We start from the raw sequence: 23682 nt of genomic DNA on the forward strand, positions 1-23682 counted from the left end.
GTCGATGCTGATCACGGTCGAGGGCTCCGACGGCGCCGGAAAGTCGACGCTCGTCGAGGCGCTCGCGCGCGAACTGGGCGCGACCGCGCTGCGCGACCCGGGCGGCGTGACGCTCTCCGAGCGCATCCGCGCGCTCTCGGCCGACCCGGACCTGCAGATCGACCACCGCACCGAGGCGCTGCTGTTCGCCGCCGCGCGGGCGCAGATGGTCGCCGAGAAGGTGCGGCCGCTGCTCGAGGCGGGCGAGATCGTGCTGATCGACCGCTACATCGACTCCTCGCTCGCCTACCAGGGCGGCGGGCGCGAGCTCGGGGTCGACGCGGTGCGCGCGCTGAACCTGTTCGGCACCGGCGGCCTGCTGCCCGACCGCACGATCCTGCTGCGCATCGACCCGAAGCGCGGGCTCGCCCGCATCACGGACCGGCCGGCGGGCAGGCTCGAGCTCGCGGGGGGCGAGTTCTTCGCCCGCGTGGCTCAGACCTACGACGCCCTCGCGGCCGCCGAACCCGATCGCTTCATCGTCCTCGACGCCACCCAACCCCCCGCCACCGTCCTCGCCGCCGCGCTGAAAGCCCTCTCGTGAAGCGCGCCCTCGACCTCCTCGCCGCCGTCTTCGCCAACCCCGCCGCGGGCGCGCCGCTGCTCGACGAGCTGCGCGGCCGCTGGCCCGAGCTCGCGCCGGAGGAACGCGCCGCGCTCACACCGCTGGCGAAGCTCGCCGCCGACCGCGTCAAGGCCGCCCCGAAGGACGACCCTGACGGCTACTGGGCGTCGCTCGAGCAGGACGCGCCGCCGGTCGAGGACGAGTGGTCGCCGGAGGCCGCGGGCGTCGAGCCGGAGGCGCCGGTCGCGCGGCGCGGCGATGGGCCGCCGACGGCCGCGGGCGTCGAGCGGGAGGCGCCGGTCGCGCGGCGCGGCGATGGCCCGCCGGCCGCCCCGGGCGGACCGCCCACCGGCGAGGCCGCGGCGCGGCGCGGCGATGGCCCGCCGGCCGCCCCGGGCGGCGACGACCCGCCCGCGTGGCGGCGGGACCTCCCCGCGCAGACGCCCGCCGGGCGTGCCGCCTCGGCCGACCAGGGCCAGCTCGCCTTCGGCGCCGCACCGCCCGCGCCGCCCCGCGCCGCCGCGCCCGCGCGGCGCTCGGACGCCACGCCCGAGTCGCTGCTCTCCCTCCTCGGCCTGGACTCGTTCCGCCCCGGGCAGAAGGAGGCCGTGCAGGCCGCGCTCGACGGGCGGGACGCGCTGGTGGTCATGCCGACCGGCGGCGGGAAGAGCCTCTGTTACCAGCTGCCCGCGCTCGCGAGCGAGGACCTGACGGTCGTCGTGTCGCCGCTGATCGCCCTGATGCGCGACCAGGTCGCGCGGCTGACCGACCTCGGCCATCCGGCGGTGATGCTCGCCTCCGGGGAGGACAACGCGCAGGCGCTCAACGACATCCGCGCCGCGCGGGCGACCGTCGTCTTCGCCGCCCCCGAGCGCTTCGCCAGCACGGCGTTCCGCAACGCGATCAGCCAGCGGCGGATCGCGCTGTTCGTGGTCGACGAGGCGCACTGCGTGTCCGAGTGGGGCCATGACTTCCGCCCCGACTACCTGCGCCTCGCGAGCATCATCGGAGAGCTCGGCCACCCGCCCACGATGGCCTGCACCGCGACCGCGACGCCGAAGGTCGCGGAGGAGATCGTCGCCCGCCTCGGGCTCCGGGACCCCGAGCGCGTCCGGTCCGGCTTCGACCGCCCGAACCTCTCCTTCGACGTGCTGCCGTTCGACGGCGAGGGCAGCGTCGCCCGCAAGCGCGCGACGCTGATCGCCGGGCTCCAGCAGAACGAGAACCGTCCCGCGGTCGTCTACTGCGGCACCCGCAAGTCGACCGAGGAGACGGCGCTGATGCTGCAGCAGGAAGGGCTGAGCACCGCCGCCTATCACGCCGGCATGCCCGCCGACCAGCGCAACCGCGCGCAGGAGCTGTTCATGTCCGGCCAGGCGGACGTCGTCGTCGCCACGAACGCGTTCGGCATGGGCGTCGACAAGGCGGACGTGCGCTCGGTCTGGCATGTCGCGCTCCCGTCCTCGCTCGAGGCCTACTACCAGGAGGCGGGCCGAGCGGGCCGCGACGGCGCGCCCGCCAAGGCCGTGCTCCTGGCATCACGGAGCGACCTCGGGCGGCTCGTCCGTTTCATCCGCGAGGCCGAGGTGACCCCTGAGCAGGTCGCGGGCCTCGTGAACCGCATCCGCGGACAGGCAGAGCTCGAGGCCGGCGACGACAAGGACCGGATCCTGCTCGCGGTGGCCGAGCGGGCGGGTGCGGTCGAGCTCGCGCCGGGCCAGGGCGGCCGCGTGCAGGTCAAGCCGACCGGCCGCCTGGACCGCGCACGCGTCTCCCAGCTCTGCCGCGCCGCGACCGACCGCCGCTGGCAGTCCTACCGCAGCATCGAGCACTACGCCGCGACGGGCGACCGCTGCCGGCGCCGCCAGCTGCTCGATCACTTCGGCGACGACGAGCCCGGCCGGCCGATCGGCCGCTGCTGCGACGTCCACGACCCGCCCACCTGGCTCCCGCCGATCTCCGCCAAGCCGAAGAAGCTCGCCCCGGTCGAGGACGGCCCGCCCGTCTCCGACGACGAGCTGGCGCCGCTGAAGGCCTGGCGCCGCGAGCGCGCCGAGGGCAAGCCCGCCTACACGGTGGCGACCGACGCGACGCTGCGCGAGGTCGTGCGGCGCAAGCCCCGCACGGAGCGGGAGCTGTTGCAGATCAAGGGGATCGGCGCGTCCTTCGTCTCAAAGCACGCCGAGTCGCTGCTGGAGCTGCTCGAGACTCAGTAGCCGTCCGGGTGCGCCTGGTGCCAGGCCCAGGCGTCGCGGACCATGTCGTCGAGCGAGCGCTCCGGGGCCCAGCCGAGCTCCGCCCGGGCGCGGGCGTTCGAGGCGACGAGCCGGGGCGGATCTCCGGGTCGGCGCGCCTCCTCGACGGCGACGATGTCGCGGCCGGTGACGCGCCGCGCGGCCTCGATCACCTCGCGCACCGAGTTCCCGGTCTCCGAGCCGAGGTTGAAGATGTCGTGGCGACCGACCACGGCGCGATCGAGCGCGAGCAGGTGCGCCGTCGCCAGGTCCTCGACGTGGACGTAGTCGCGCACCGCGGTCCCGTCGGGTGTCGGGTAGTCGGTGCCGAAGATCGCGACGCTCGGGCGCTTGCCGGCCGCGGCCTGCAGCACCAGCGGGATCAGGTGCGTCTCCGGCGTGTGGTCCTCCCCGAGAGGCCCGCTCGCGCCCGCGACGTTGAAGTAGCGCAGCGAGACCGCCGCCAGCCCGTGCGCGCGGGCCTCGTCGGCGAGCATCCGGTCGATCGTCAGCTTCGAGTTGCCGTAGGCGTTGACGGGCGCGTTCGGCGTGTCCTCGGTGATCAGCTCGACCGGCGGCTCGCCGTACGTCGCGGCCGTCGAGGAGAACACGAGGCGGCGCACGCCGGCGGAGCGCATCGCGTCGAGCAGGTTCAGCGCCCCCACGACGTTGCCGCGCCAGTAGCGCTCCGGGTGCTCGACGGACTCGCCCACCAGCGAGAGCGCCGCGAAGTGCACGACGCCGTCGAAGCCGCCCTGCAATGCGCGCGTCGCCGCGTCGGCGTCGAGCAGGTCGGCCTCGATGAACGCGGCGCCGGCCGGCACGGCCTCGCGGTGGCCGCGGTAGAGGGAGTCGAGCACGGTGACGTCGTCGCCGCGGGCGATCAGCCGCTGGGCGACGATCGAGCCGATGTAGCCGGCTCCGCCGGTCACGAGGAGGCGCATGCGGGCTAGTAAAGCGTCTCGCCGCGCTCGAGCATCGCGACGAACTGCTCGAGCCGGCGCGCCCGCGTCTCCGGCCGCTTGGCGTCGTGCAGGCGGTAGAGGATCGAGTACCGGTTGGTCGAGTTGAGCGTCGCGAAGAACTCCGCGGCGGCGGGCCGCGCGTCGAGCTCGGCCTGCAGGTCCGGCGGCACCTGCATGTTCGCGGGCGAGTCGTAGGCGGCGTCCCAGCGGCCGTCGGCCTTCGCGCGCTCGATCTCCGCGTGGCCGGGCGCTTGCATCTCGCCCGCCTCGATCAGCTTCTCAACCAGCCCCACGTTGCGCTTGGACCACTTCGAGCGCGCCCGCCGCGGCGTGTACTTCTGCAGGAAGTATCGCTCGTCGAGCGGTTTGCGCTGTCCGTCGATCCAACCGAAACAAAGCGCCACGTCGAGCGTCTCGGTCACGACGACGCTCTCGACCCCCGCTCCCTTCTTGGCGATCTTGATCCAGATCCCGTCCGAGGAGTCGTGGTTCTCCGCCAGCCAGGCGGTGAACGCGGCTTTGGACGCAAACGACATCACCGGTTGATCCATGAGCACCGACGGTACAGTGGAGATTCATGCGTAAGCGCCCGATCACGGCCTTGATGGCCGCGCTGGCGCTCCTGACCGTCACCTGCACTGCGTCGTTCGCGCAGTCCCCCACCCCCACGGCGACCACCGCCCAGGACGATGGGACGGGGGCCTATCCGCCGGATGACGCGTCCAAGGAGGTCAAGGCGGTCTACTCCGACTACCGCGACGGCGGCGTGATCGAGGTCTGCGACCACACCCGCGACGTGCTCCAGCAGACGCTCGACAGCATCCCGGCGTCCGTGGACCGCGACTTCCCGGACTTCCGCGAGGCCGTGAAGGCCGGGATCCAGAAGCACGACAAGGGCAAGTGCGATGACGCGACCGCGACGGCGACGGCGACGGCGACGGCGACCGCCACCGCCGAGGCGACGGAGACCGCCTCACCCGACGACGGGACGCTCCCGCCGCCGCAGGAGAGCTCGACGCCGGACGCCGGCGCGCTGCCTCCGCCGACCGACGAGGGCGGGTCGAGCCCGACCCCCGACGCGGGCGCGCTGCCGCCCACAGAGTCGACCACGCCGGTCCCGACGCCGACCCCGACGCCGCCCGAGGCCGCGATCACCCCCGCGCCGTCACCGACGCCCGCCGTGGTCACCCGCTCGAGCGCGAGCGGGTTGCTGATCCCGGGGATCCTCGTGGCGATCGCGCTGCTCGGAGCGCTGGCGCTGACGTTCGTCGCGCTGTCCGGCCGCTCCCCGCGCACCCGCCACGCGTTCAGCGAAGCCGCCTACCGCGCCAAGGGCACGTGGGCGGACTTCAGCGACTGGCTCAGATTCGGCCGCTGAGGGTCACGCCGCTGGTCTCTTCGACCAGCTGCCCCAGCGTCACCTGATCGAGCTCGGCTACGAGCGCCTCGACCGCGCGCCGCTCGATCTCCTCGAGCTCTGACTGGATCCGCTGGCCGACGGTGCATTCAGGGGCGGCGGCGTGAACGCCGAGGACGCCTTCGTCGCCGTGGACCGCCCGCCAGACCGCGCCCAGGGTGGTCTCGCAGGCGGCACCGTCGAGCTGCCACCCGCCGCTCGGGCCCGGCTTGGAGCGCACCATCCCGGCACGCCTCAGCGGCGCGAGCACGCGGCGGACGTGTTCAGGGCTCGTCCCCGCGCTGCCGGCCAGGAACTCGGAGCTCACCAGCTCGGGCGACTCGCTTCCCAGCAGGGTCAGCACGTGCACCGCGAGCGAGAACTGCGTGTTGGTCGGCGCCGGCATCCAGCAAATCGTAACCGATGCTGATACGGTTCTATTCGTAATCGCTCTGCTTACGAATTGACGGAGGACTGGCATGAAGTACGCCATCACCGGCGCGTCCGGCACCCTGGGCCGCCTCACGACCGAGGCGCTGCTGGCTCGCGTGGACGCCTCGGACGTCGTGCTGATCACGCGCGATCCGAGCAAGCTCGACGGCAACGGCGCCGAAGTGCGGGCGGGCGACTTCAGCGCCCCGGAGACGCTCGACTTCAGCGGGATCGACCGGCTGCTGCTGATCTCCACGGACGCCGTCGGCGAGCGCGTCGCCGGCCACAAGGCGGCGATCGCGGCCGCGGTGGCGGCCGGCGTGCAGCGGATCGCCTACACGTCGATCCCCAACCCGTCGCACAACAATCCGGCGTTCGTGGTGCCCGACCACCGCGAGACCGAGCTCGCGCTGATCGCCTCAGGAGCCCACTGGACGTTCCTGCGCAACGCGATCTACACCGAGATGTACCTCGCGTCCGCCCCGGGGGCGATCGCGAGCGGGACGCTGGTCACCAACGTGGGTGACGGCCTGGCGGTCAACGTGTCGCGCCAGGACTGCGCCGAGGCCGCCGCGGCCGTGCTCGTCGGCGACGAGCACGACGACAAGGCCTACGACATCACCGGCACCGAGCCGATCAGCGCCGACGGCCTCGCCGCCCTCTACAGCGAGCTCTCCGGGAAGCCGGTCAGCGTCCAGAACCTCGACGACGACGCGTGGGTGCAGGCGATGTCCGCGCACCTGCCCGAGGCCGCGGCGCGCGCTTTCGCGTCGTTCGGCGAGGCCACCCGCCGGGGGTATGCGGCGGTCGTGTCCACGGCGGTCGCGGATCTGACCGGCCACGCGCCACGTTCGCTGCGCGAGGTGCTCGCCCCGGGCCTCTCCGGCTGACGAAGTCCTCGCTGTTTCCGGGGTGTTCGAAAAGACGCCGCGAAGGTACGGCTAGCCCGCTATTTCGGACCTTCGCGGCGATACAATGGAGGGACACGGAATCCCGGTTTTGCAGGCGCTTTAGCACAGTGCGCCCGTCGCCCCCGCAAGCTCTCGCCGGGTGAAGTTCTGTCCGACGCGGGGTGCAATCTTCCCGGTCCGGATTTGAGGTCCGTGCCGGGAGTCGGCACGCTGAAGGGAGAACGCAGAGTTATGGAGCAGACCACGCCGCATCCAACACTTGAGACCACGTCACGGCCGGCCGAGGCCCTGACCGTGCGGCGCCTGTTCACGCGTCCTGGCGTTCATCCCTTCGACGCCGTCGAATGGGAGCTGCGGACAGCCGCCGTCGGCAAGTTCCACCAGGACGACGTGGAGTTCCCGAAGTCCTGGTCGCAGAACGCGACGAACATCGTCGCCCAGAAGTACTTCCGCGGCCAGCTCAACTCGCCCACGCGCGAGCGCTCGGTCAAGCAGATGGTCTCGCGCGTCGCCGGCACGATCGCCGACTGGGGTCGTGAGCGCGGCTACTTCGCCTCCGAGGAGGACGGCGACACCTTCGAGGCCGAGCTGACGCACATCCTGCTCAACCAGATCGCGGCGTTCAACTCGCCCGTGTGGTTCAACGTGGGCTTCGAGGAGTCCCCGCAGTGCTCGGCCTGCTTCATCCTCTCCGTCGAGGACACGATGGACTCGATCCTCGACTGGAACACGCGCGAGGGCCGCATCTTCCGTGGTGGTTCAGGGTCGGGCATCAACCTGTCCAACATCCGCGGGTCGATGGAGCCGCTGGCCAAGGGCGGCACCGCGTCTGGACCAGTCTCGTTCATGCGCGGGGCGGACTCGTGGGCGGGCACGATCAAGTCCGGCGGCAAGACGCGCCGCGCGGCCAAGATGGTCGTGCTCGACGTCGACCACCCGGACATCCGCGAGTTCATCTGGTGCAAGGCCAAGGAAGAGGACAAGGCCGCCGCGCTGCGTGACGCCGGGTTCGACATGTCGATCGACGGCGACGGCTTCCACTCGATCCAGTACCAGAACGCGAACAACTCCGTCCGCGTCTCGGACGAGTTCATGCACGCGGTCGAGGACGACGCGGACTGGAACCTGATCGCGCGCACGACCGGCAAGCCGGTGGGCGAGCCGGTCAAGGCCCGCGAGCTGATGCGCGAGATCGCCGAGGCCGCGTGGCGCTGCGCCGATCCGGGCGTCCAGTACGACACGACGATCAACCAGTGGCACACGTCGCCGAACTCGGGCCGCATCAACGCGTCCAACCCGTGCTCGGAGTACATGCACGTCGATGACTCCGCGTGCAACCTGGCGTCGCTGAACCTGATGAAGTTCCGCCGGCCGGACGGGACGTTCGACGTCGAGTCCTTCCAGCACACGGTCGACATCATCCTGCTCGCGCAGGAGATCATCGTGTCGCCGTCGAGCTACCCGACGGAGGAGATCGGCAAGAACGCGCGCGCGTTCCGCCAGCTCGGGATCGGCTACGCCAACCTCGGCGCGTACCTGATGGCCAACGGCTTCGCGTACGACTCCGACGAGGGTCGCGGCGCGGCGGCGGCGATCACGGCGCTGATGACCGGCCGCGCGTACGCGCAGTCGGCGAAGATCGCCGCGGCGATCGGTCCGTACGAGCGCTACGCCGAGAACCGCGAGGCGCACAACAACGTCATGCGCATGCACCGCGACGCCGCGTACGCCGTGCCGGAGCACGCCGTCGTGGACGAGCCGCTGCTGGCGGCCGCGCGCGAGACCTGGAACGAGGCCGTCGCGCTCGGCGAGCTCTACGGCTACCGCAACGCGCAGGCGTCGGTCCTCGCGCCCACGGGCACGATCTCCTTCCTGATGGACTGCGACACGACCGGCATCGAGCCGGACTTCTCGCTGGTCAAGTACAAGGAGCTCGTCGGCGGCGGGACGATGATCATCGCCAACCGCACGGTGCCGATGGCGCTGCGCACGCTGGGCTACGGCGAGACCGAGATCGAGCAGATCGAGGCCTACGTCGCCGAGCACGGCACGATCGTCGACGCCCCCGGCCTGCGGCCCGAGCACCTGCCGGTGTTCGACGTCGCCGTCGGCCAGCGCCCGATCTCCCCGGCCGGCCACATCAAGATGATGGGCGCCGTCCAGCCGTTCCTCTCGGGCGCGATCTCCAAGACGGTCAACATGCCGCAGACGTCCACCGTGGACGACATCGCCGAGGCCTACATCCAGGCCTGGCGGCTCGGCGTGAAGGCACTGGCGATCTACCGCGACGGCTCCAAGACGGCGCAGGCGCTGCGCACGGACGCCCAGAAGACCGAGACCCTGCCGACCAAGGCCTCCGACGCGCTGGCCGCGGGTGAGGAGATCTTCACGCAGGCCGAGGTCGACGAGCTGGTCAAGGTCGCGGCCGAGACCGCCGTGGCGAAGTTCAAGGCCCGCGAGGACGAGCCGCTGCGCAAGCGCATGCCGCGCGAGCGCAAGTCGATCACCCACAAGTTCTCGCTCGGCGGCCACGAGGGCTACATCACCGCCGGCATGTACGAGGACGGCTCGGTCGGCGAGATCTTCCTGACCGACATCGGCAAGGAGGGCTCGACCCTCCGCGGCATGATGAACTCGTTCGCCACCGCGATCTCCATCTCGCTCCAGTACGGGGTGCCGCTGGAGACCCTGGTGCGCAAGTTCGCCTACATGCGCTTCGAGCCGGAGGGGATCACCACCAACCCGGAGATCCCGTTCGCGAAGTCGATGCCGGACTACATCATGCGCTGGCTCGCCTCCCGCTTCCTGGACTCCGACGTCCAGGAGGAGCTCGGCATCCTCACCCCCGAGGTCCGCGCGAAGAAGATCGGCGAGGACGCCAACGCCGCCGCCTCCGGCGGCTCGTCGCGCCCGGCCAACGGCAACGGCACGCCCAAGGCGCTCGCGCCCGCGCCCGTGGCGCCCACGACGCAGCTCACGCAGACCCCGCCCGTCGTCCCGGCCCGCATGATCGGCCTCGACCTCGGCCCGGCCTGCAACAACTGCGGCGGCATGATGCAGCGCACCGGCTCCTGCTACACGTGCTCGAGCTGCGGCAACAACACCGGCTGCGGCTGAGATTGAAGGCGGGGTATTCCCGCCTGCCATGATCCTTCCGAAGGGCCGCCACGAGGCGGCCCTTCTTCGTTCGGGCATCTCAGTTCGGTTGCTTATCTCTTTTCGATCAGGTAACCTTGCGCATGGACTTCGTCGCCTACCACGATCGCACCAGCGCTGATCATCAGGCGCAGTTCAACAGCCTCTATCCGCAGGGCTATCGCATGACGAGCCTCAGCGTGTACGGGGCACGCGGGGACGAGCGATACGCCGCGGTGTGGGTGAAGCGCGCGGGCCCTGACTGGTCGGCCGTGCACGGCGTCAACGCGGCCGGCTACCAGGCGGCGTTCGACAACGCGGTCGCCAACGGGTTCGTCCCCGTGCTGCTCGCGGCGACGGGCCCGGCGACCGATCCGGTGTTCGCGGGGACGTTCGAGCAGCGCCCGGGGCCGGTGCCGCTCACCCGGCACCGCCTCACCCGCGGGGACGCCTCGAACCCCGGGGCGATCGAGCACTGGATCGCTCAGGCGCGCGCGAACGGATGGATGCCGACCACCGTCGCGATCTACGGCACCGCGCCGAACCACAACTACGCCGCGATCTGGGTCGACAACCCCACCGGTATCTGCTGGACGATGGACGGGCTGGACGACGGCGCCGGCGATCATCAGCAGCGGTTCAACGCGCTCGTGCCCGCGTCCACCCGCCCGGTGCACGTGGCGGTGGCGCCGGACGGGCGCTACGCGTCGATCTTCCGGGACGACCGGATCGGCGACTGCGTCTTCCGGCACGAGCTGACCAGCGCCGGCTATCAGCAGGAGTTCGACCGGCTGGTCCCGCAGGGCTTCTGGCCGGTGTCGGTGCAGGCGGGCGGCGTGGGTGCGGGCGCGCGGTTCGCGGTCGCTTTCGCCAAACAGGACCAGCCACTGCCGCTGAGCTGGCGCGCGCCGACGGGGCCTGTGGCCAACGCGACGATCGACGGGATCCTGCAGACGCACATGCAGCAGGAGCGTGCCCGCGGGGCCGCGCTCGCGATCGTCTTCCGCAACCGGCTGGTGTACGCGCGTGGGTACGCCTGCGCCGAGGCGGACTATCCCGCCGTCCTGCCGACGACGTTCTTCCGGCAGGCGAGCGTCTCCAAGACCGTCATCGCGCTCGCCATCCACAAGCTGATCCAGGACGGCCGGCTGAAGCTGTCGACGAAGGTCCAGAGCGTCCTCAAGCTCACGCAGCCGAACGGCACCCCACCGCCGGCGGCGACGTTCGGCAAGGTCACGATCCAGCACCTGCTGGAGCACAGAAGCGGGTTGCCGTCGAATCCCTACGGCGTCGAGCCGCAGGTCGCGGCTGCGCTGGGAACGACCCTGCCCGTAAGCGGCAAGTCGACCGACCGCTACATGACCACGCTGCCGGCCAGTCCGCCACCGCAACCGCCCGCCTACAACAACTGGGGCTATTTCCTCCTCGGTCATGTCGTGATGGCCGTGACCGGGAAGCCGAACCTGCACTCCGCGCTCCACGAGGTCCTGTTGAAGCCACTCTCGATCACCGGGCTGCGTACATCACGCACGCGCGCGGAGAGCCAGGCCGCGGACGAGGCGCGGTACCACCCGACGTTCCTCACCACCGGACCGAGCCTCGTAGAGCCCGACCGCCGGCTTCGGCCGACGGGCTCCGGTGGCGGGTACAACTACGAGCGCGACGACGGTGGCGGCGGACTGTCCGCGAGCGTCGTTGCCATCGCCCGTCTGCTGGCGATGCTCGCCGTCAGGAACCACAACCCAGTCCTCAAGCCGGCGTCGATCACGAACCTGTTCACGCTCGCCGCGAACAACGGCGGCCACGGGTTCGACAACTCGATCATCCTGAACTCGGGGACGCACGCGTACTACGGGCAAAAGGGCGGGCTGCTGTACGAGAGCAGCCAGAACTGCGTGCGCGTGCAGACCGACGACTTCTCGATCGTCACGTGCTGGAACCGTTCGGAGGTGGGCGGCACGAACGGCGGCTGGTGGTACCCGGACTTCCCGGCAGTCCTCACCGCCGCACGAGCGACCACCTGGTCCTCCACGGACCTCTTCCCCCAGTTCGGGATGCCGACGATCGGTCCCTGAGCGCATCGTGAGCGCAATCGGAGTAGGTTCGGACGCCACTCGGTAACCACTTTTCGGAGGGAGGCTCCGTGAGAGTGAGAGGGTCTGTACTGGGAGCGCTAGGGGTCGCGCTCGTGTTCGCTGCGCCTGCCATGGGTCAAGGCAAGAACGTGCAGCTCGTCAAGACGATCCCCGAGGGCAAGTGGGCCACGGCGATCAACTTCCTGGAGTACGGTCACGGCAGCAAGACGCGCGACGTCATGGTCGTGACCGGGCGGTTCGGCCTGAAGTCGTACTCGCTGGACGACCCGGCCAAGCCGCAGTTGCTGGACGAGATCTCGTCGGAGCGGCTGAAGCTGCCGGGCGACCCGGACGTGGACTACACGCCCGACCCGGCCAAGGACGGCGACCCGCACTCGACGTTCTGGCAGAACGAGGACATGGACGTCGATCAGGAGCGCAAGCTGGTCCTGATCTCGCGCGATCCGCGCTCCTACAACGGCACGACCGGGACCGACCCGGGCGATTCGACGACCGCGACCAACATCGCCGGCGTCTACGTCATCGACGCCAGTGACCCCGAGGCCCTCCGCCTGCTGTCGTTCCAAGAGCTTCCGACGGGGCACACGACGACGTGCATCAACCGCTGCCGCTGGCTGTGGACCGGCGGCCCGGCGTCGACCGCCAAGCAGAAGCAGCCGCCGCTGAACTGGACGTTCGGGCGTCCGATCATCGCCACCGATCTGAGCGATCCGCGCCGCCCGAAGGCGTACCCCGCGCAGCCGGTGGATCTGTTCCGCCGCGACGGCGTCACCGCCTACTCGCATGACGTCCAGGTCGACGACGCGGGCGTCGCGTGGGTCTCCGGCGACGGCGGCACGCGCGGCTACTGGACCGACGGCCGCCACTTCGACCCGGTCAAGCGCGTGAACCGCAACGCGACGCCGCTCGATCCGATCCCGTACGCCGGCGGGGGCCTGCCGAAGGAGGTGGTCAACGACGACACCGGCGGGTTCGAGCACAACGCGTGGCGCCCGATCGGCAAGAACGCCCCGCGCGGCGACGACCGTTACAAGCGCGGCGAGCTCCTCCTGGCCACCGAGGAGGACTTCGGTCCGGCCAACGAGGCGTGCAGCAAGCAGGGCATGTTCAGCATCGCCACGTTGAAGGGCAGCTACAACGGCGAGGCCTGGGCCTCGACGCCGCAGAAGCCCTTCCGCCTGCAGGTCGTCGGGACCTGGAACCCGTACCAGCAGGAAGGCTCACGCACAGGCCCGATCCCGCCCGCGGCAGACTTCTGCTCGGCGCATTACTTCGACGTCGACGGCAGCCTCGTCACCTACGCCTGGTACGGCGAGGGCACGCGGTTCCTGGACATCTCGAACCCGGCGAAGCCGCGCCAGGTCGCGTACTGGCGGCCCGACGACACCCTCGTCTGGGCCTCCTACCTGCACAACGGCTACGTCTACACCGCCGACCACGTCCGCGGCATCGACATCCTCAAGCTGACGACGGGAGCGAAGACCGCCAAGCGCGAGGTCGTCGCGCCGCCCGCGTCGGCCACCCACCGCGCGTTCCTGACGCGGATGGCCAAGCAGTACAAGCCGCAACCCGGCACCGCCGGGCTCTGCTTCCTGTCGGTCTAAGCCACGCACACGGGGCCGCCGCCTACACGGCGGCCCCGCGCCGCGCTACCGCCAGCCGGAGTAGGCATTCGGCTTGGTTCGCGTGACGCCGTCACCGACGGTGACCTGGCAGGAGTCGACGGTGAGTGAGCCGTCGCCGGACGCGGTGAAGCGCGCGAAGAACTTCTGGAAGCCCGGCCCGTTCGGGTTGTTCGTCCCGTCGCAGGTGATGTACACCCGCTTGAGCGGATCGACCGGTCCACTGGCCTCGACCGCACTGAACGTCACCGCTGCGTCACTGCCGAAGGGCCCGCCCGCGTAGCCACTGCTGTTGAGCAGGCGCGTGTAGCCGCTGAGCACGTTGATTCCGTCGAAGCGCAGGAACAGCGAGAACCACGCCCACGCCGTGCCGAGGCTCTTGGTCGAGTCGACGAGCAGGATCGCGTACTCGCGCTCGGTGACGGTCGCCCGCTGGGTCGCGCCGACCATCCGGAACTGGACGTGCTGCATGCTGAGCGCGCCCAGGTCGGCCTGGCGGAGGCTGACGGCCAGCGAGGCAGCACCGATCGACGCGCTCGCCGGGTCGACCTCCCTCGCCAGTGTGGACGCGTCACTGTCAACCGGCACCTCCACCACCGGCTCGGACTGCGGGAACGGCAGCCCGGGATCGGGCGGGAGCTCGCCCGAGCCTTCGCGCGCGGCGACGTCAGGCGGCTCGTCTTCACGGGCGAGCCAGCGCGTCACGGCGGCGTTGCCGGCGGAGCGTTGAAGCGCGAGGATCGGATGCGGCGCGTCCGTGCCCGGCCGCGGCAGGTCGAGACGCCGCGCCGTCCGGCGCGCGCCATCGCGCATATGCATTGCGTACTCCTTCTAGTCGTCGTGCGAGAGGCGCCGTCTGCGGCGCACCTCCAGCGCCCCGAGGCAGACCGCGAATACCGCAAGGGCCGCGATCGCCGCCGGGACCAGGTCGGCCGCGGCGACGCCCCACACGAGCGGGACGACGAGCAACGCGACCAGGATCGCCACGGCCCCGCCGAGCACGCCGAGGCGAATCGCACGCGCGCCGTGGACGTCGAGCAGCGTCGCGTGACGACGAGCCATCAGCGTCGCGTTGGCGATCAGGGCCAGCGCGACGATCGTGATCACATCCTCGGCGCGCACGCTGGCATCCCAACCGTTGCGGACGCCCGCGAACGCGCACCACGCAACGAGCACGGCCGCCAGCACCCGGAACGAGACCGCGCCCGCGTGATCGCGGACCTGGCGCTCGCGCTCGTCGATCGTGGCATTGCGGCGGATGCTCCTCATGACGGCTCCGGTCGGGACTGTGGATCGAAGAGGCGCTCGACCGTCGTGCCCAGGACAGCAGCGATCCGCAACGCGAGGAAGACCGACGGCGCATAGTCGCTGGTCTCGATCGACACGATCGTCTGCCGGCTCACGCCGACCCGTTCCGCCAGCTCCCGCTGCGTCATCTCGGCCGCCCGGCGTTCGCTGCGAACCAGGTTTCCAACAACGGGTTCCGGGTCGAGAGCCACAGGCGCGAGTGTCTACGATCCTTGACATCGTGTCAAGGATCGTAGACACCGAACCGGAGCGAGTAACCGGACCGGGGTCACCCGGCGTTGGTCGTCTCACGAGCCGCGCCCTGTGCGATCACGAGCGGGCCGGCGGACCACGGGCGAGTCGGGGGCAGTGGCGATGACCGGTCGCGAGCTAGTCGAGCGAGCCGCCGGCGCAGCCCCACCCAGCGCAGAACGTGAACTCGAGGAGGGCGACGACCACGATCCCGGCGTAGGCGGTCAGTGGCAGCGTGGCCGCGAGCCACAGTGCGCCCGTGTCCGCGCGCCGCGCACGCGGTATCCGAGGGCGTAGAAGGCCAGCGTCGGGAGGGTCGCGGTCACGAGGACGGCGGCGAAGAGGACGAGGCGCGACACGGGGTCGGCATCGAGGCTGAGGCCGAACAGCAGGCTGACGGCCGCGACAGCGCCGAGCATCGCCTTCAGCCCAAGGCTCAGCCGGCCGGCGTCCTCCCCGCGCGCCTCGCGCCCGGCCAGGCAGGCGAGGAGCGTCCATACCGCGGGGACAGGCCACAGCAGGAGGGCGAACCCGACCACGGTCGCAACCCTCCCTACCGGCGTCAGGAGAGCCCGCAGCTCGGGCTGCAGATCACGTCGTTGATCAACGCGATGCCGGCGAGCGCCGCGTAGCCCGTGAACGGGATCGACGCGGCCAGCCAGAGCGAGCCGAGGACGCGGTCGCGGCGGACGCGGTAGCCGAGCGAGTAGAACGCGACGACGGGGACCGCGCAGACGACGAACGTGACGATGCCCTCCGCGACGCCCGGGTAGCGCGCGGTGCGGTCGGTCTCGTCGCCGGCCACCTCCAGCGCGACCAGCAGCGCGAACGCGGACGCGAGCATCAGGAGGACGGCCAGCGGAAGGCTCATCCAGTCCGCCCCCGCGCGGCGCGCCCAGCGCCCGCACAGCACCGGCACGAGCGCGGTTAGCGCCGCGGCGAGCCATCCGAGCAGGAGTCCGAGCATCCGCCGACGCTAGTCAGCGTCGGCGCGCCTTTGGATATTTCGATCCGACTACTATTATGGAAGTCACTTCGATGATGGGAGCGACGATGCGATACCGGACGTTCGGGCGGCTGACGGGCCTGCGGGTCTCCGAGTACGCGCTCGGGGCGGGGAACTTCGGGACGAGCTGGGGCGTCGGCGCCGAGCCCGCCGAGGCGCGGCGGATGTTCGACCGTTTCGCCGAGGCGGGCGGCACGCTGATCGACACCGCCGAGACCTACCAGTTCGGCGAGTCCGAGACGCTGCTCGGGGACTTCCTGGCGGCCGACCGCGATCAGTTCGTCGTCGCCACGAAGTACTCGGTGGGCAACGACCGTCGCGGCATGGTGCGCGCGGTCGAGGGCAGCCTCGAACGGCTCAAGACCGACCGCATCGACCTCTACTGGGTGCACCACCAGGACGGCGTGACGCCGATCGAGGAGGTGCTGCGCGGGCTCGACGACCTCGTCTCGAGCGGGAAGATCCTCCACGCGGGGCTGTCGAACTTCCCCGCGTGGCGGGTCGCGCGGGCGCAGACGATCGCCGAGTTGCGCGGGTCCTCGCCGGTCGCCGGCATCCAGGTGGAGTTCAGCCTGGTGGAACGCAGCGCCGACCGCGAGCTGATCCCGATGGCGGAGGCGCTCGGGCTGGGCGTCGCGCTGTGGTCGCCGCTCGGCGGCGGGTTGCTGACCGGCAAGTACCGATCCAGCGACGCGGGACGGCTGACCGACTGGAACCGGCTCATCCACACCGAGGATTCCGAGCAGAAGACGCGAACCGTGGACGAGGTGCTCGCGATCGCCGCAGAGCTCGACGTTCCGCCCGCGCAGGTCGCGATGGCGTGGCTGCGCGATCGCGACGCGCGCTCGGCGACGTCGCTGGTCTCGATCATCGGGCCGCGCACCGTCGAGCAGCTCGACGACTACCTCGCGGCGCTCGACGTGACGCTGACGCGCGAGCAGGCCGCTCGGCTCGACGCCGTCAGCGCCCCCGCGCTCGGCGTGCCGCACGGCGTCGCCGCCGAGGTGCGCGAGCGGTTCGTGGGTGCGGACTTCGACGTCTCGCCGGTCCCGGTCGCATGAGGCGAACGAGCTTCGCCGACGCCGAATGCCCGATCGCGCTCGGTCTGGAGTCGGTCGGCGAGTGGTGGACGATCCTGATCCTGCGCGACGTCTTCGACGGCTTCACCCGCTTCGACGACCTGCAGCGCAACCTCGGGATCTCGCCCTCGATGCTCGCCCGCCGGCTGAAGGCGATGCTCGACGCAGGCCTGCTGACCAAGCGCCGCTACTCCGAACATCCGCCGCGCGACGAGTACGTCCTCACCGAGGCGGGCGCCGCCTTCCGCCCGGTGATCCTCGCCCTCTACGCGTGGAGCGAGGACCACGTGACCGGCCACGCGCGCAAGCTGATCGCGATCGACAAGGCGACGGGCGAGGAGATCGACCCCGTGGTCGTCGACCGCCGCACGGGCCGCCCGGTCGACGAGCTCGACGTGGCGTTCACGGCCGGCGAGGCGGCGGGCGAAGGGATGCGCCGGCGCTACGAGGAGGCGGCGTCGCGGTGAGGCGCGGCGGGCGCGCGGTGAGGCGCGGCGGGCGCGCGGTGAGGCGCGGCGGGCGCTCGGTGAGGCGCGGCGGGCGCGCGGTGAGGCGCGGCGGGCGCTCGGTGAGGCGCGGCGGGCGCGCGGTGAGGCGCGCGGGCGCACGGTGAGGCGCGGCGGGCGCGCGACGCCGCCCGTGCCGACGCCGGCGGCGCGCTAGCCTGCCCGCGGCCGTGGCCCTGACGATCCGCCCCGCGACACCCGACGAGTTCGCCGCCGTCGGCGACCTGTGCGTCGCCGCGTACGAGCCGTTCCTCGACCACGCGGGCGACTACGTCAACACCTTGCGTGACGCGGCGTCGCGGGCGGCGAGCGCCGAGTTGCTGGTCGCGGTCGACGAGCAGCTGCTCGGGACGATCACGTTCGTGCCCGACGGCGGGCCGCTGGGCGAGATCGCGAAACCCGACGAGACGGAGTTCCGCATGCTCGCGGTCTCCCCCGCCGCGCAGGGGCGAGGGGTCGGGACCGCGCTGCTGCGGCACATCGTCGACGCCACCGCCCAGGACGGCCGTAAGGGCATCGTCTGCTCGAGCCAGCCGGCGATGCGCGCCGCGCACCGGATCTACGAGAAGGTCGGCTTCACCCGCGACCCGCAGCGGGACTGGTCACCGCTCCCGGGCGTCCAGCTGCTCGCGTTCGCGTTGCGCTTCTAGATCGGGCACTCGTACGCGCCGGGCGGGCACGCGACGAGCCCGGCCACGATGATCCAGCCCACCCCTGTGTAGAACGCAAGCGGGATCGTGCCTACGAATCAGGCCACGCGCGTGCTGCGTCGCGAACCCGAACGCGTAGGCGACGACGACCGGGAGCACCCCCGAGCCCGAGCACGGCCAGCGCGCAGCCGAAGACGACCTCGCCCGAGGCGACGCCGGCCTCGCGCGCCGTCACGGCGATGGAGCCGACGATCACGGCAGCGATCGCCGGCAGTCGCCGGCGTGCGTTCGACGGCGTGGCAGACCACGGCGGCGCGGCCGAAGTGGCGGTCGCGGTCCAGGGCTGTCAGGTAGTCGAGTTGGCGGACGAACACGATAGATCGCGTCTATCAGAACATTGGTGGTGCCAGTTGGACAATTGCGGCTCATGTCGCGACGATGCCCCGCTGTGTCGCGTAATTTGGTGGAACTGGTCCGGCGCCATCACGAGCAGGGGGCGCCCACCGCGCTCGAGGTGCTCAAAGAGGCGATGGATCGACGGGGGGAGATCACCGACGACGACCGCCGGGTCGCCGCGGAGCGCTCGGGGCTGCCCGAAGCGGCGGTGCACGGCGTGTCGACCTTCTACGACGACCTGCTCGTCCCGCGCGGGGAGCGCCACGTGCGCGTGTGCACCGGCACGGCCTGCTTCGCCGCCACCGGCGACGCCCACGTGGAGACCGTCGAAGCCGCCCTCGGCCTGAAGCTGGGTCAACGGGCCGACGACAAGTCGCTCAGCCTGGCGGAGACGGTCTGCCTGGGCTACTGCCACGCGAGCCCCGCGGTCCGCGACGGCGACACGATCGACGCCGGACCGGGCGCGATCGAGCGGCTGCTCGCCAACCGGACACAGCCGGCGCCGGAGCCCGTATTCGCCAGCCTGCTGCCAGAGCCCGTCCTCACCCGCCCCGGCGACTGGTCCGGCTACGCGAACGCCCTCCAGGGCACGCCCGAGGAGCTCCTCCAAAAGGTCAAGGCCGCCGACGTGAAGGGCCGTGGCGGCGCCGGCTTCCCCGCCGGCGTCAAGTGGGAGTTCGCGGCGCGATCCCCGAACCCGGACAAGGTGATCGTCGCCAACGGCGACGAGGGCGACCCCGGCTCCTACATCGACAAGCTGCTGATGGAGGACAACCCGCACCTGCTGCTCGAGGGCCTCGCGCTCGCGGGCTACGCCGTCGGGGCGCGCCACGGCTTCATCCTCGTCCGCTCCGAGTACCCGCGCTCCAAGCCCGCGCTGGACAGGGCGATCGAGGAATCGAGACACCACTTCGCCGACCACTTCGACATCACCGTGATCGAGGGCGCCGGTTCCTACGTCGTGGGGGAGGAGACCGCGCTGCTCGCGTGCCTCCAGGGCTTGCGAGGCACCGTCTCGGCACGCCCGCCGTTCCCCGCCGAGCGCGGCGTCCACGGCCTCCCCACCGTGGTCAACAACGTCGAGACCCTGGCCAACATGGCCTTCATCGCCAAACACGGGGCGGAGGCCTACAAGGCGCTCAGCCCCGCCCACGCGACCCCCGGCAGCAAGATCGTCTGCTTCAACGAGCGCTTCGCCAAGCCCGGCGCCTACGAGGTCCCGTTCGGGATGACGCTCCGCGAGTTGTGCGAGGACGTCGCCGGCGGCATGGCGTCCGGAAAGGCGATCAAGGCCCTGCAGATCGGCGGCCCGCTCGCCGGCATCCTGCCCGGCCACAAGCTCGACACGGTCTTCGACTTCGACGCCCTCAAGGCCGAAGGGTGCATGGTCGGCCACGGCGGGATCGTCGCCTTCGAGGAGGGCACCGACATGCACGCGGTGGCCAAGCACCTGCTGCACTTCGGCGCCGCCGAGAGCTGCGGGAAGTGCTTCCCGTGCCGGATCGGCCTCCAGCGCGCGCACGCGATGTTCCAGGACCACGCACCGGTCGACCGCGCGAAGCTCGAGCAGCTGCTGGAGACGCTCGAGCTCGGCAGCCTGTGCGCCCACGGCGGCGGCATGCCCGCCCCGATCCGCAGCCTGATCGCCCACTACCCCGAGGAGCTGGGGCTGACGTGATCACGCTCACGATCGACGGCGAGGAGGTCACCGTCCCGCCCGGGACGACGATCCTGCAGGCCGCGCACACGCCCATTCCGACCCTCTGCTTCGACGAGCGCCAGGCCCCGTTCGGCGCCTGCCGGGTGTGCCTGGTCGGCGTCGAGGGCGCGCCCGGGCCGGTCGCCTCGTGCACGACCCTCGCGCGCGAGGGCATGAAGGTCGACACACAGGATCCGACGGCCCGCCGCGTCGCCACCGCGGTCGTCGAGCTCGTCCTGTCCGAGCTCCCGCAGGCGCCCGCCGAGCACACCGAGCTCGGCCAGGTCATCCGGATGCTCGAGGTCGAGGACACCCGCTGGCCGGGGCCGCAGCACGAGTACAAGCACGACGAGCGCCACCCGTACCTGGCGCTGCAGCACGAGCTGTGCATCTCGTGCGGGCGCTGCGTGCGCGCGTGCGACGAGGTCCAGGGGACGTTCGCGCTGACCGCGGTCGGCCGCGGGTATCACGCGAACATCGCCGCGGGCCTCGATCAAGGCTTCAAAGCGTCTGCCTGCGTCTCGTGCGGCGCCTGCGCCGACACGTGCCCGACGGACGCCATCACCGAGATCTCCCTGCTAAACCTGGCGAGGTAGCCATGTTCGATGCCACCGTCACGACAACCTGCGGCTACTGCGGCGTCGGCTGCCGACTCGAGGCACACGCGCGCGACGGCAAGGTGGCCGCGATCAGCCCCGCCCTCGACGGACCCGCCAACGAGGGTCACACCTGCCTGAAAGGTCGCTTCGCGCACCAGTTCTCGCGCCGCCGCGACCGCCTGACGACGCCGCTGATCAAGGAGAACGGGACCTTCCGGATCGCCACCTGGGAGGAGGCGCTGCACCGCATCTCCACCGAGCTGACGCGGATCAAGCGCGCCCACGGCCCCGATGCGATCGCCGGCCTGGCCTCGAGCCGCGCCACCAACGAGGACTGCTACGCGATGCAGCGCCTGATGCGCGCCGCGATCGGCACCAACAACATCGACAACTGCAGCCGCGTCTGCCACTCGCCGACGTCGTTCGCGCTGCGCAAGTCGTTCGGCCTGTCGGGCGCGACGGGCTCCTTCAAAGACTTCGACCACGCCGACGCCTGCATCCTGATCGGCGCCAACCCGACCGAGGGTCACCCCGTCGTCGGCGCGCGGATCAAGCAGGCGACGCTGCGCGGGATGAAGCTGGTGACGATCGACCCGCGTCGCATCGAGCTCTCCGACTACGGCGTCCTTCACCTGAGCCCGCGCCCCGGCACGAACGCCGCGGTGATGCTCGGCATCGCCCACGTCATCCTCCGCGACGGGTTCACCGACCCGGACTTCATCGAGCGACGCACGCTCGGCTACGACGCGCTGCTGGAGCTCCTCCCGCAGTACACCCCCGAGGCGGTCGAGGAGATCACGGGCATCCCGGCCGACGACATCGTCAAGGCCGCCCACATCTACGGCGAGGCCGGGAACGCGTGCTTCTCGTGGGGCCTCGGCGTGACCGAGCACAAGTACGGCTCCGAGGTCGTCCAGCTGATCTGCAACATCGCGCTGATGACGGGCAACGTCGGCCGCCTCGGCGCCGCGCTGCTGCCGCTGCGCGGGCAGAACAACGTCCAGGGCTCGTCCGACATGGGCGCGCTGCCCGACACCTACACGGCCTACCGGTCCGTGGGCGACGAGGACACCGCGAAGCTCTTCGAGGACGCCTGGGGCGTGAAGGTCCCGCGCGAGAAGGGCTACTCGATCCCGCAGATGTTCGACGCCGCGGTCGCCGGCGACCTGAAGGCGATGTACATCTTCGGCGAGGACGTCGCCCAGACCGATCCGAACACCGCGCACGTCGTCGCCGCCCTGGAGAACCTCGAGTTCATGGTCTGCCAGGACATCTTCGAGACCGAGACGACCAAATACGCGGACGTGATCCTGCCCGCGAGCTCGTTCCTCGAGAAGGAGGGGACGTTCACCAACGCCGAGCGGCGCGTGCAGCTCGTCGCCCCCGCGATCACCCCGCCCGGCGGCGCCAAGACCGACTTCGAGATCATCGACCTGGTCGCCAAGTCGCTGGGCTATGACTTCGGGTGGGACAAGCCCGAGGACGCGATGGACGAGGTCGCGCGGCTCACCCCGCACTGGAGCGGCATCACGTACGAGCGGCTCGGCCGCAAGGGCCTGCAGTGGCCGGTCGCCCCCGACGGCACCGACGCGCCGATCCTCTACGAGACCGAGTTCGAGCTTCCCGGCGGGAAGGCGCACTTCGCCGCGCTGCCATACAAGGCGCCCGGCGACGCCGCCGACGACGAGTTCCCGCTGATCCTCGTCACCGGCCGCCGCCTGCAGCACTACAACGCGGGCACGATGACCCGCCGCACGGGCAACCTCGAGCTCAACGACCGCGACTATCTCGAGATCCACCCGGACGACGCCGAGCGGCTGTGGATCTCCGACGGCGACACGATCTCGATCCGCAGCCGCCAGGGCCGCACGGAGATCGAGGCGCAGGTCACGGACCGCATCGAGCCCGGACACGTCTTCACGACGTTCCACTTCCCGGAGACCCGCACGAACCTGCTGATCGGCAACTCGCGCGACGTCAACACCTCGTGCCCCGAGTACAAGGTGATCGCGGTCGACGTGCGGCCGATCGGCGAGGAGGCGACGATGATGCCCGCGCTGGCGAGTGCGTGAGCTGAGCCGGACCGTCGAGTACGACGGCATCAGCGACGAGGTCGCGATCGAGGAGCCGCTGGAGATCCGCGTCGACGGCGCGCCGCTGGCCGTGACGATGCGGACCCCCGGCCACGACGAGGAGCTGGCGCTGGGCTTCCTCTACGGCGAAGCCCTGATCACGCGGGTCCACGCCGCCGGGCTGACGGACGACTTCGCCAACAACACGATCGAGGTCGAAGGCCCGCTGGCGCGCGATCCCAGCGCACGCTCGTTCTATACGACGTCGTCGTGCGGCGTGTGCGGCAAGGGTGCGCTGGAGGAGGTCGCGGTCCACGCTCCGCGACTGCCGGAGGGCCCGGCGATCGACCGCGCGCTGCTGGCCGACCTGCCCGAGCGCCTGCGACAGCCGGGCTTCGCCCGGACCGGCGGCCTGCACGCCACCGGGCTCTTCACCACCGCCGGCGAGCTGCTGCTGGTGCGCGAGGACGTCGGGCGCCACAACGCGATGGACAAGGTGATCGGCCGCGCGCTGCGCGACGGCCTGCTGCCGCTCCACGACCTCGTCCTGTGCGTCTCCGGCCGGCTCTCGTTCGAGCTCGTGCAGAAGGCGGTCGTCGCGGGCGCGCCGATCCTCGTCGGCGTCGGCGCGCCCACCTCGTTGGCGATCGAGCTGGCCGCCGATCGCGGCCTGACCCTGGCCGGATTTGCCCGCAAGGGCTATACGAACGTGTATACAAATCCGCAGCGCGTCACATAAAT

22 protein-coding genes are annotated in these 23682 nt (G+C 71.1%); 14 read left to right on the plus strand and 8 right to left on the minus strand.

Annotated features, from left to right (window positions below; genetic code table 11):
- Nucleotides 1–4: 4 nt before the first annotated feature.
- Nucleotides 5–583: a dTMP kinase gene (gene tmk / locus G569_RS0103325; RefSeq protein ID WP_028062362.1), complete on the plus strand. Its 579-nt coding sequence runs from the start codon at nt 5–7 to the stop codon at nt 581–583.
- The gene (locus G569_RS45210) at nt 580–2820 is read left to right on the plus strand and encodes a RecQ family ATP-dependent DNA helicase (protein ID WP_028062363.1); all 2241 of its coding nucleotides are present in this window, start codon (nt 580–582) and stop codon (nt 2818–2820) included. Before tmk ends, G569_RS45210 begins: the two co-directional genes overlap by 4 nt.
- Here G569_RS45210 and galE read toward each other — a convergent pair.
- Together galE and G569_RS0103340 are read right to left on the minus strand one after the other, a co-directional pair.
- Complete coding sequence (gene galE, locus G569_RS0103335) at nt 2814–3782, minus strand: UDP-glucose 4-epimerase GalE (protein ID WP_028062364.1); 969 nt, start codon at nt 3780–3782, stop codon at nt 2814–2816. The genes G569_RS45210 and galE overlap by 7 nt on opposite strands.
- 5 nt (nt 3783–3787) lie before the next feature.
- Nucleotides 3788–4354: a YdeI/OmpD-associated family protein gene (locus G569_RS0103340; protein ID WP_037494604.1), complete on the minus strand. Its 567-nt coding sequence runs from the start codon at nt 4352–4354 to the stop codon at nt 3788–3790.
- A 26-nt stretch (nt 4355–4380) separates the two neighbouring features.
- On the opposite strand from G569_RS0103340, the gene G569_RS64440 reads away from it, so the two are divergent.
- Nucleotides 4381–5181 (plus strand): hypothetical protein, encoded by an 801-nt coding sequence (locus tag G569_RS64440; protein ID WP_028062366.1) that lies wholly within the window; start codon nt 4381–4383, stop codon nt 5179–5181.
- Here the strand turns inward: G569_RS64440 and G569_RS0103350 are convergent.
- Nucleotides 5165–5605, minus strand: coding sequence for an Rrf2 family transcriptional regulator (locus G569_RS0103350; RefSeq protein ID WP_028062367.1), 441 nt, complete (start codon nt 5603–5605; stop codon nt 5165–5167). The genes G569_RS64440 and G569_RS0103350 overlap by 17 nt on opposite strands.
- Before the next feature lie 73 nt (nt 5606–5678).
- Between G569_RS0103350 and G569_RS0103355 the strand changes: the two genes are divergently transcribed.
- From G569_RS0103355 to G569_RS45220, 4 genes are all read left to right on the plus strand, one after another.
- Entirely contained in the window at nt 5679–6521 is an 843-nt protein-coding gene (locus G569_RS0103355; protein ID WP_028062368.1) for an SDR family oxidoreductase, read from the plus strand.
- 252 nt (nt 6522–6773) lie between these two features.
- Nucleotides 6774–9659 carry a vitamin B12-dependent ribonucleotide reductase gene (locus G569_RS0103360; RefSeq protein WP_028062369.1) on the plus strand — a complete coding sequence of 962 codons (2886 nt, stop codon included), beginning with the start codon at nt 6774–6776 and terminating at the stop codon, nt 9657–9659.
- A 122-nt stretch (nt 9660–9781) separates the two neighbouring features.
- On the plus strand, nt 9782–11752 hold the full coding sequence (locus G569_RS45215) for a serine hydrolase (RefSeq protein ID WP_053225773.1): 1971 nt from the start codon (nt 9782–9784) through the stop codon (nt 11750–11752).
- 131 nt (nt 11753–11883) lie between these two features.
- A complete protein-coding gene (locus tag G569_RS45220; protein WP_053225774.1) occupies nt 11884–13377 on the plus strand; it encodes an LVIVD repeat-containing protein in 1494 nt (497 codons plus the stop codon).
- 45 nt (nt 13378–13422) lie between these two features.
- On the opposite strand, the gene G569_RS0103375 is transcribed toward G569_RS45220, so the two are convergent.
- From G569_RS0103375 to G569_RS0103395, 5 genes are all read right to left on the minus strand, one after another.
- A complete protein-coding gene (locus tag G569_RS0103375; protein WP_169542056.1) occupies nt 13423–14214 on the minus strand; it encodes a hypothetical protein in 792 nt (263 codons plus the stop codon).
- A gap of 12 nt (nt 14215–14226) precedes the next feature.
- Nucleotides 14227–14664: a hypothetical protein gene (locus G569_RS0103380; protein WP_028062371.1), complete on the minus strand. Its 438-nt coding sequence runs from the start codon at nt 14662–14664 to the stop codon at nt 14227–14229.
- Nucleotides 14661–14894 (minus strand): helix-turn-helix transcriptional regulator, encoded by a 234-nt coding sequence (locus tag G569_RS0103385; RefSeq protein WP_028062372.1) that lies wholly within the window; start codon nt 14892–14894, stop codon nt 14661–14663. Before G569_RS0103385 ends, G569_RS0103380 begins: the two co-directional genes overlap by 4 nt.
- Before the next feature lie 264 nt (nt 14895–15158).
- Entirely contained in the window at nt 15159–15473 is a 315-nt protein-coding gene (locus G569_RS0103390) for a hypothetical protein (protein ID WP_028062373.1), read from the minus strand.
- 23 nt (nt 15474–15496) lie between these two features.
- A complete protein-coding gene (locus G569_RS0103395) occupies nt 15497–15901 on the minus strand; it encodes a hypothetical protein (protein ID WP_028062374.1) in 405 nt (134 codons plus the stop codon).
- A gap of 86 nt (nt 15902–15987) precedes the next feature.
- Between G569_RS0103395 and G569_RS0103400 the strand changes: the two genes are divergently transcribed.
- From G569_RS0103400 to fdhD, 7 genes are all read left to right on the plus strand, one after another.
- Nucleotides 15988–17001 (plus strand): aldo/keto reductase, encoded by a 1014-nt coding sequence (locus tag G569_RS0103400; RefSeq protein WP_028062375.1) that lies wholly within the window; start codon nt 15988–15990, stop codon nt 16999–17001.
- Nucleotides 16998–17486 (plus strand): winged helix-turn-helix transcriptional regulator, encoded by a 489-nt coding sequence (locus tag G569_RS0103405; protein ID WP_028062376.1) that lies wholly within the window; start codon nt 16998–17000, stop codon nt 17484–17486. Before G569_RS0103400 ends, G569_RS0103405 begins: the two co-directional genes overlap by 4 nt.
- A gap of 209 nt (nt 17487–17695) precedes the next feature.
- Nucleotides 17696–18175, plus strand: a complete 480-nt coding sequence (locus G569_RS0103410; RefSeq protein ID WP_028062377.1) for a GNAT family N-acetyltransferase — start codon at nt 17696–17698, stop codon at nt 18173–18175.
- Between the two features lie 463 nt (nt 18176–18638).
- Nucleotides 18639–20249 (plus strand): NAD(P)H-dependent oxidoreductase subunit E, encoded by a 1611-nt coding sequence (locus tag G569_RS45225; RefSeq protein WP_053225775.1) that lies wholly within the window; start codon nt 18639–18641, stop codon nt 20247–20249.
- Nucleotides 20246–20866: a 2Fe-2S iron-sulfur cluster-binding protein gene (locus G569_RS60775; RefSeq protein WP_053225776.1), complete on the plus strand. Its 621-nt coding sequence runs from the start codon at nt 20246–20248 to the stop codon at nt 20864–20866. Before G569_RS45225 ends, G569_RS60775 begins: the two co-directional genes overlap by 4 nt.
- Nucleotides 20867–20868: 2 nt before the next feature.
- Nucleotides 20869–22941, plus strand: a complete 2073-nt coding sequence (fdhF, locus tag G569_RS45230) for a formate dehydrogenase subunit alpha (RefSeq protein ID WP_053225777.1) — start codon at nt 20869–20871, stop codon at nt 22939–22941.
- On the plus strand, nt 22934–23680 hold the full coding sequence (gene fdhD, locus G569_RS0103430) for a formate dehydrogenase accessory sulfurtransferase FdhD (protein ID WP_053225778.1): 747 nt from the start codon (nt 22934–22936) through the stop codon (nt 23678–23680). Before fdhF ends, fdhD begins: the two co-directional genes overlap by 8 nt.
- Nucleotides 23681–23682: the final 2 nt, after the last annotated feature.

It is taken from the genome of Solirubrobacter soli DSM 22325 (assembly GCF_000423665.1).
GTDB classification, from domain to species: Bacteria; Actinomycetota; Thermoleophilia; order Solirubrobacterales; family Solirubrobacteraceae; genus Solirubrobacter; species Solirubrobacter soli.

Bases quoted from the DNA above. Each gene is read 5' to 3' on its own strand.
- G569_RS45215 (WP_053225773.1), top strand. From the start codon at position 9,782: ATGGACTTCGTCGCCTACCACGATCGCACCAGCGCTGATCATCAGGCG.
- G569_RS0103380 (WP_028062371.1), bottom strand. From the start codon at position 14,664: ATGAGGAGCATCCGCCGCAATGCCACGATCGACGAGCGCGAGCGCCAG.
- G569_RS0103355 (WP_028062368.1), top strand. From the start codon at position 5,679: ATGAAGTACGCCATCACCGGCGCGTCCGGCACCCTGGGCCGCCTCACG.
- G569_RS0103395 (WP_028062374.1), bottom strand. From the start codon at position 15,901: ATGCTCGGACTCCTGCTCGGATGGCTCGCCGCGGCGCTAACCGCGCTC.
- G569_RS64440 (WP_028062366.1), top strand. From the start codon at position 4,381: ATGCGTAAGCGCCCGATCACGGCCTTGATGGCCGCGCTGGCGCTCCTG.
- tmk (WP_028062362.1), top strand. From the start codon at position 5: ATGCTGATCACGGTCGAGGGCTCCGACGGCGCCGGAAAGTCGACGCTC.
- G569_RS0103350 (WP_028062367.1), bottom strand. From the start codon at position 5,605: ATGCCGGCGCCGACCAACACGCAGTTCTCGCTCGCGGTGCACGTGCTG.
- G569_RS0103340 (WP_037494604.1), bottom strand. From the start codon at position 4,354: ATGGATCAACCGGTGATGTCGTTTGCGTCCAAAGCCGCGTTCACCGCC.
- G569_RS0103360 (WP_028062369.1), top strand. From the start codon at position 6,774: ATGGAGCAGACCACGCCGCATCCAACACTTGAGACCACGTCACGGCCG.
- G569_RS45220 (WP_053225774.1), top strand. From the start codon at position 11,884: ATGGGTCAAGGCAAGAACGTGCAGCTCGTCAAGACGATCCCCGAGGGC.
- galE (WP_028062364.1), bottom strand. From the start codon at position 3,782: ATGCGCCTCCTCGTGACCGGCGGAGCCGGCTACATCGGCTCGATCGTC.
- fdhF (WP_053225777.1), top strand. From the start codon at position 20,869: ATGTTCGATGCCACCGTCACGACAACCTGCGGCTACTGCGGCGTCGGC.
- G569_RS0103400 (WP_028062375.1), top strand. From the start codon at position 15,988: ATGCGATACCGGACGTTCGGGCGGCTGACGGGCCTGCGGGTCTCCGAG.
- G569_RS0103405 (WP_028062376.1), top strand. From the start codon at position 16,998: ATGAGGCGAACGAGCTTCGCCGACGCCGAATGCCCGATCGCGCTCGGT.
- G569_RS0103375 (WP_169542056.1), bottom strand. From the start codon at position 14,214: ATGCATATGCGCGATGGCGCGCGCCGGACGGCGCGGCGTCTCGACCTG.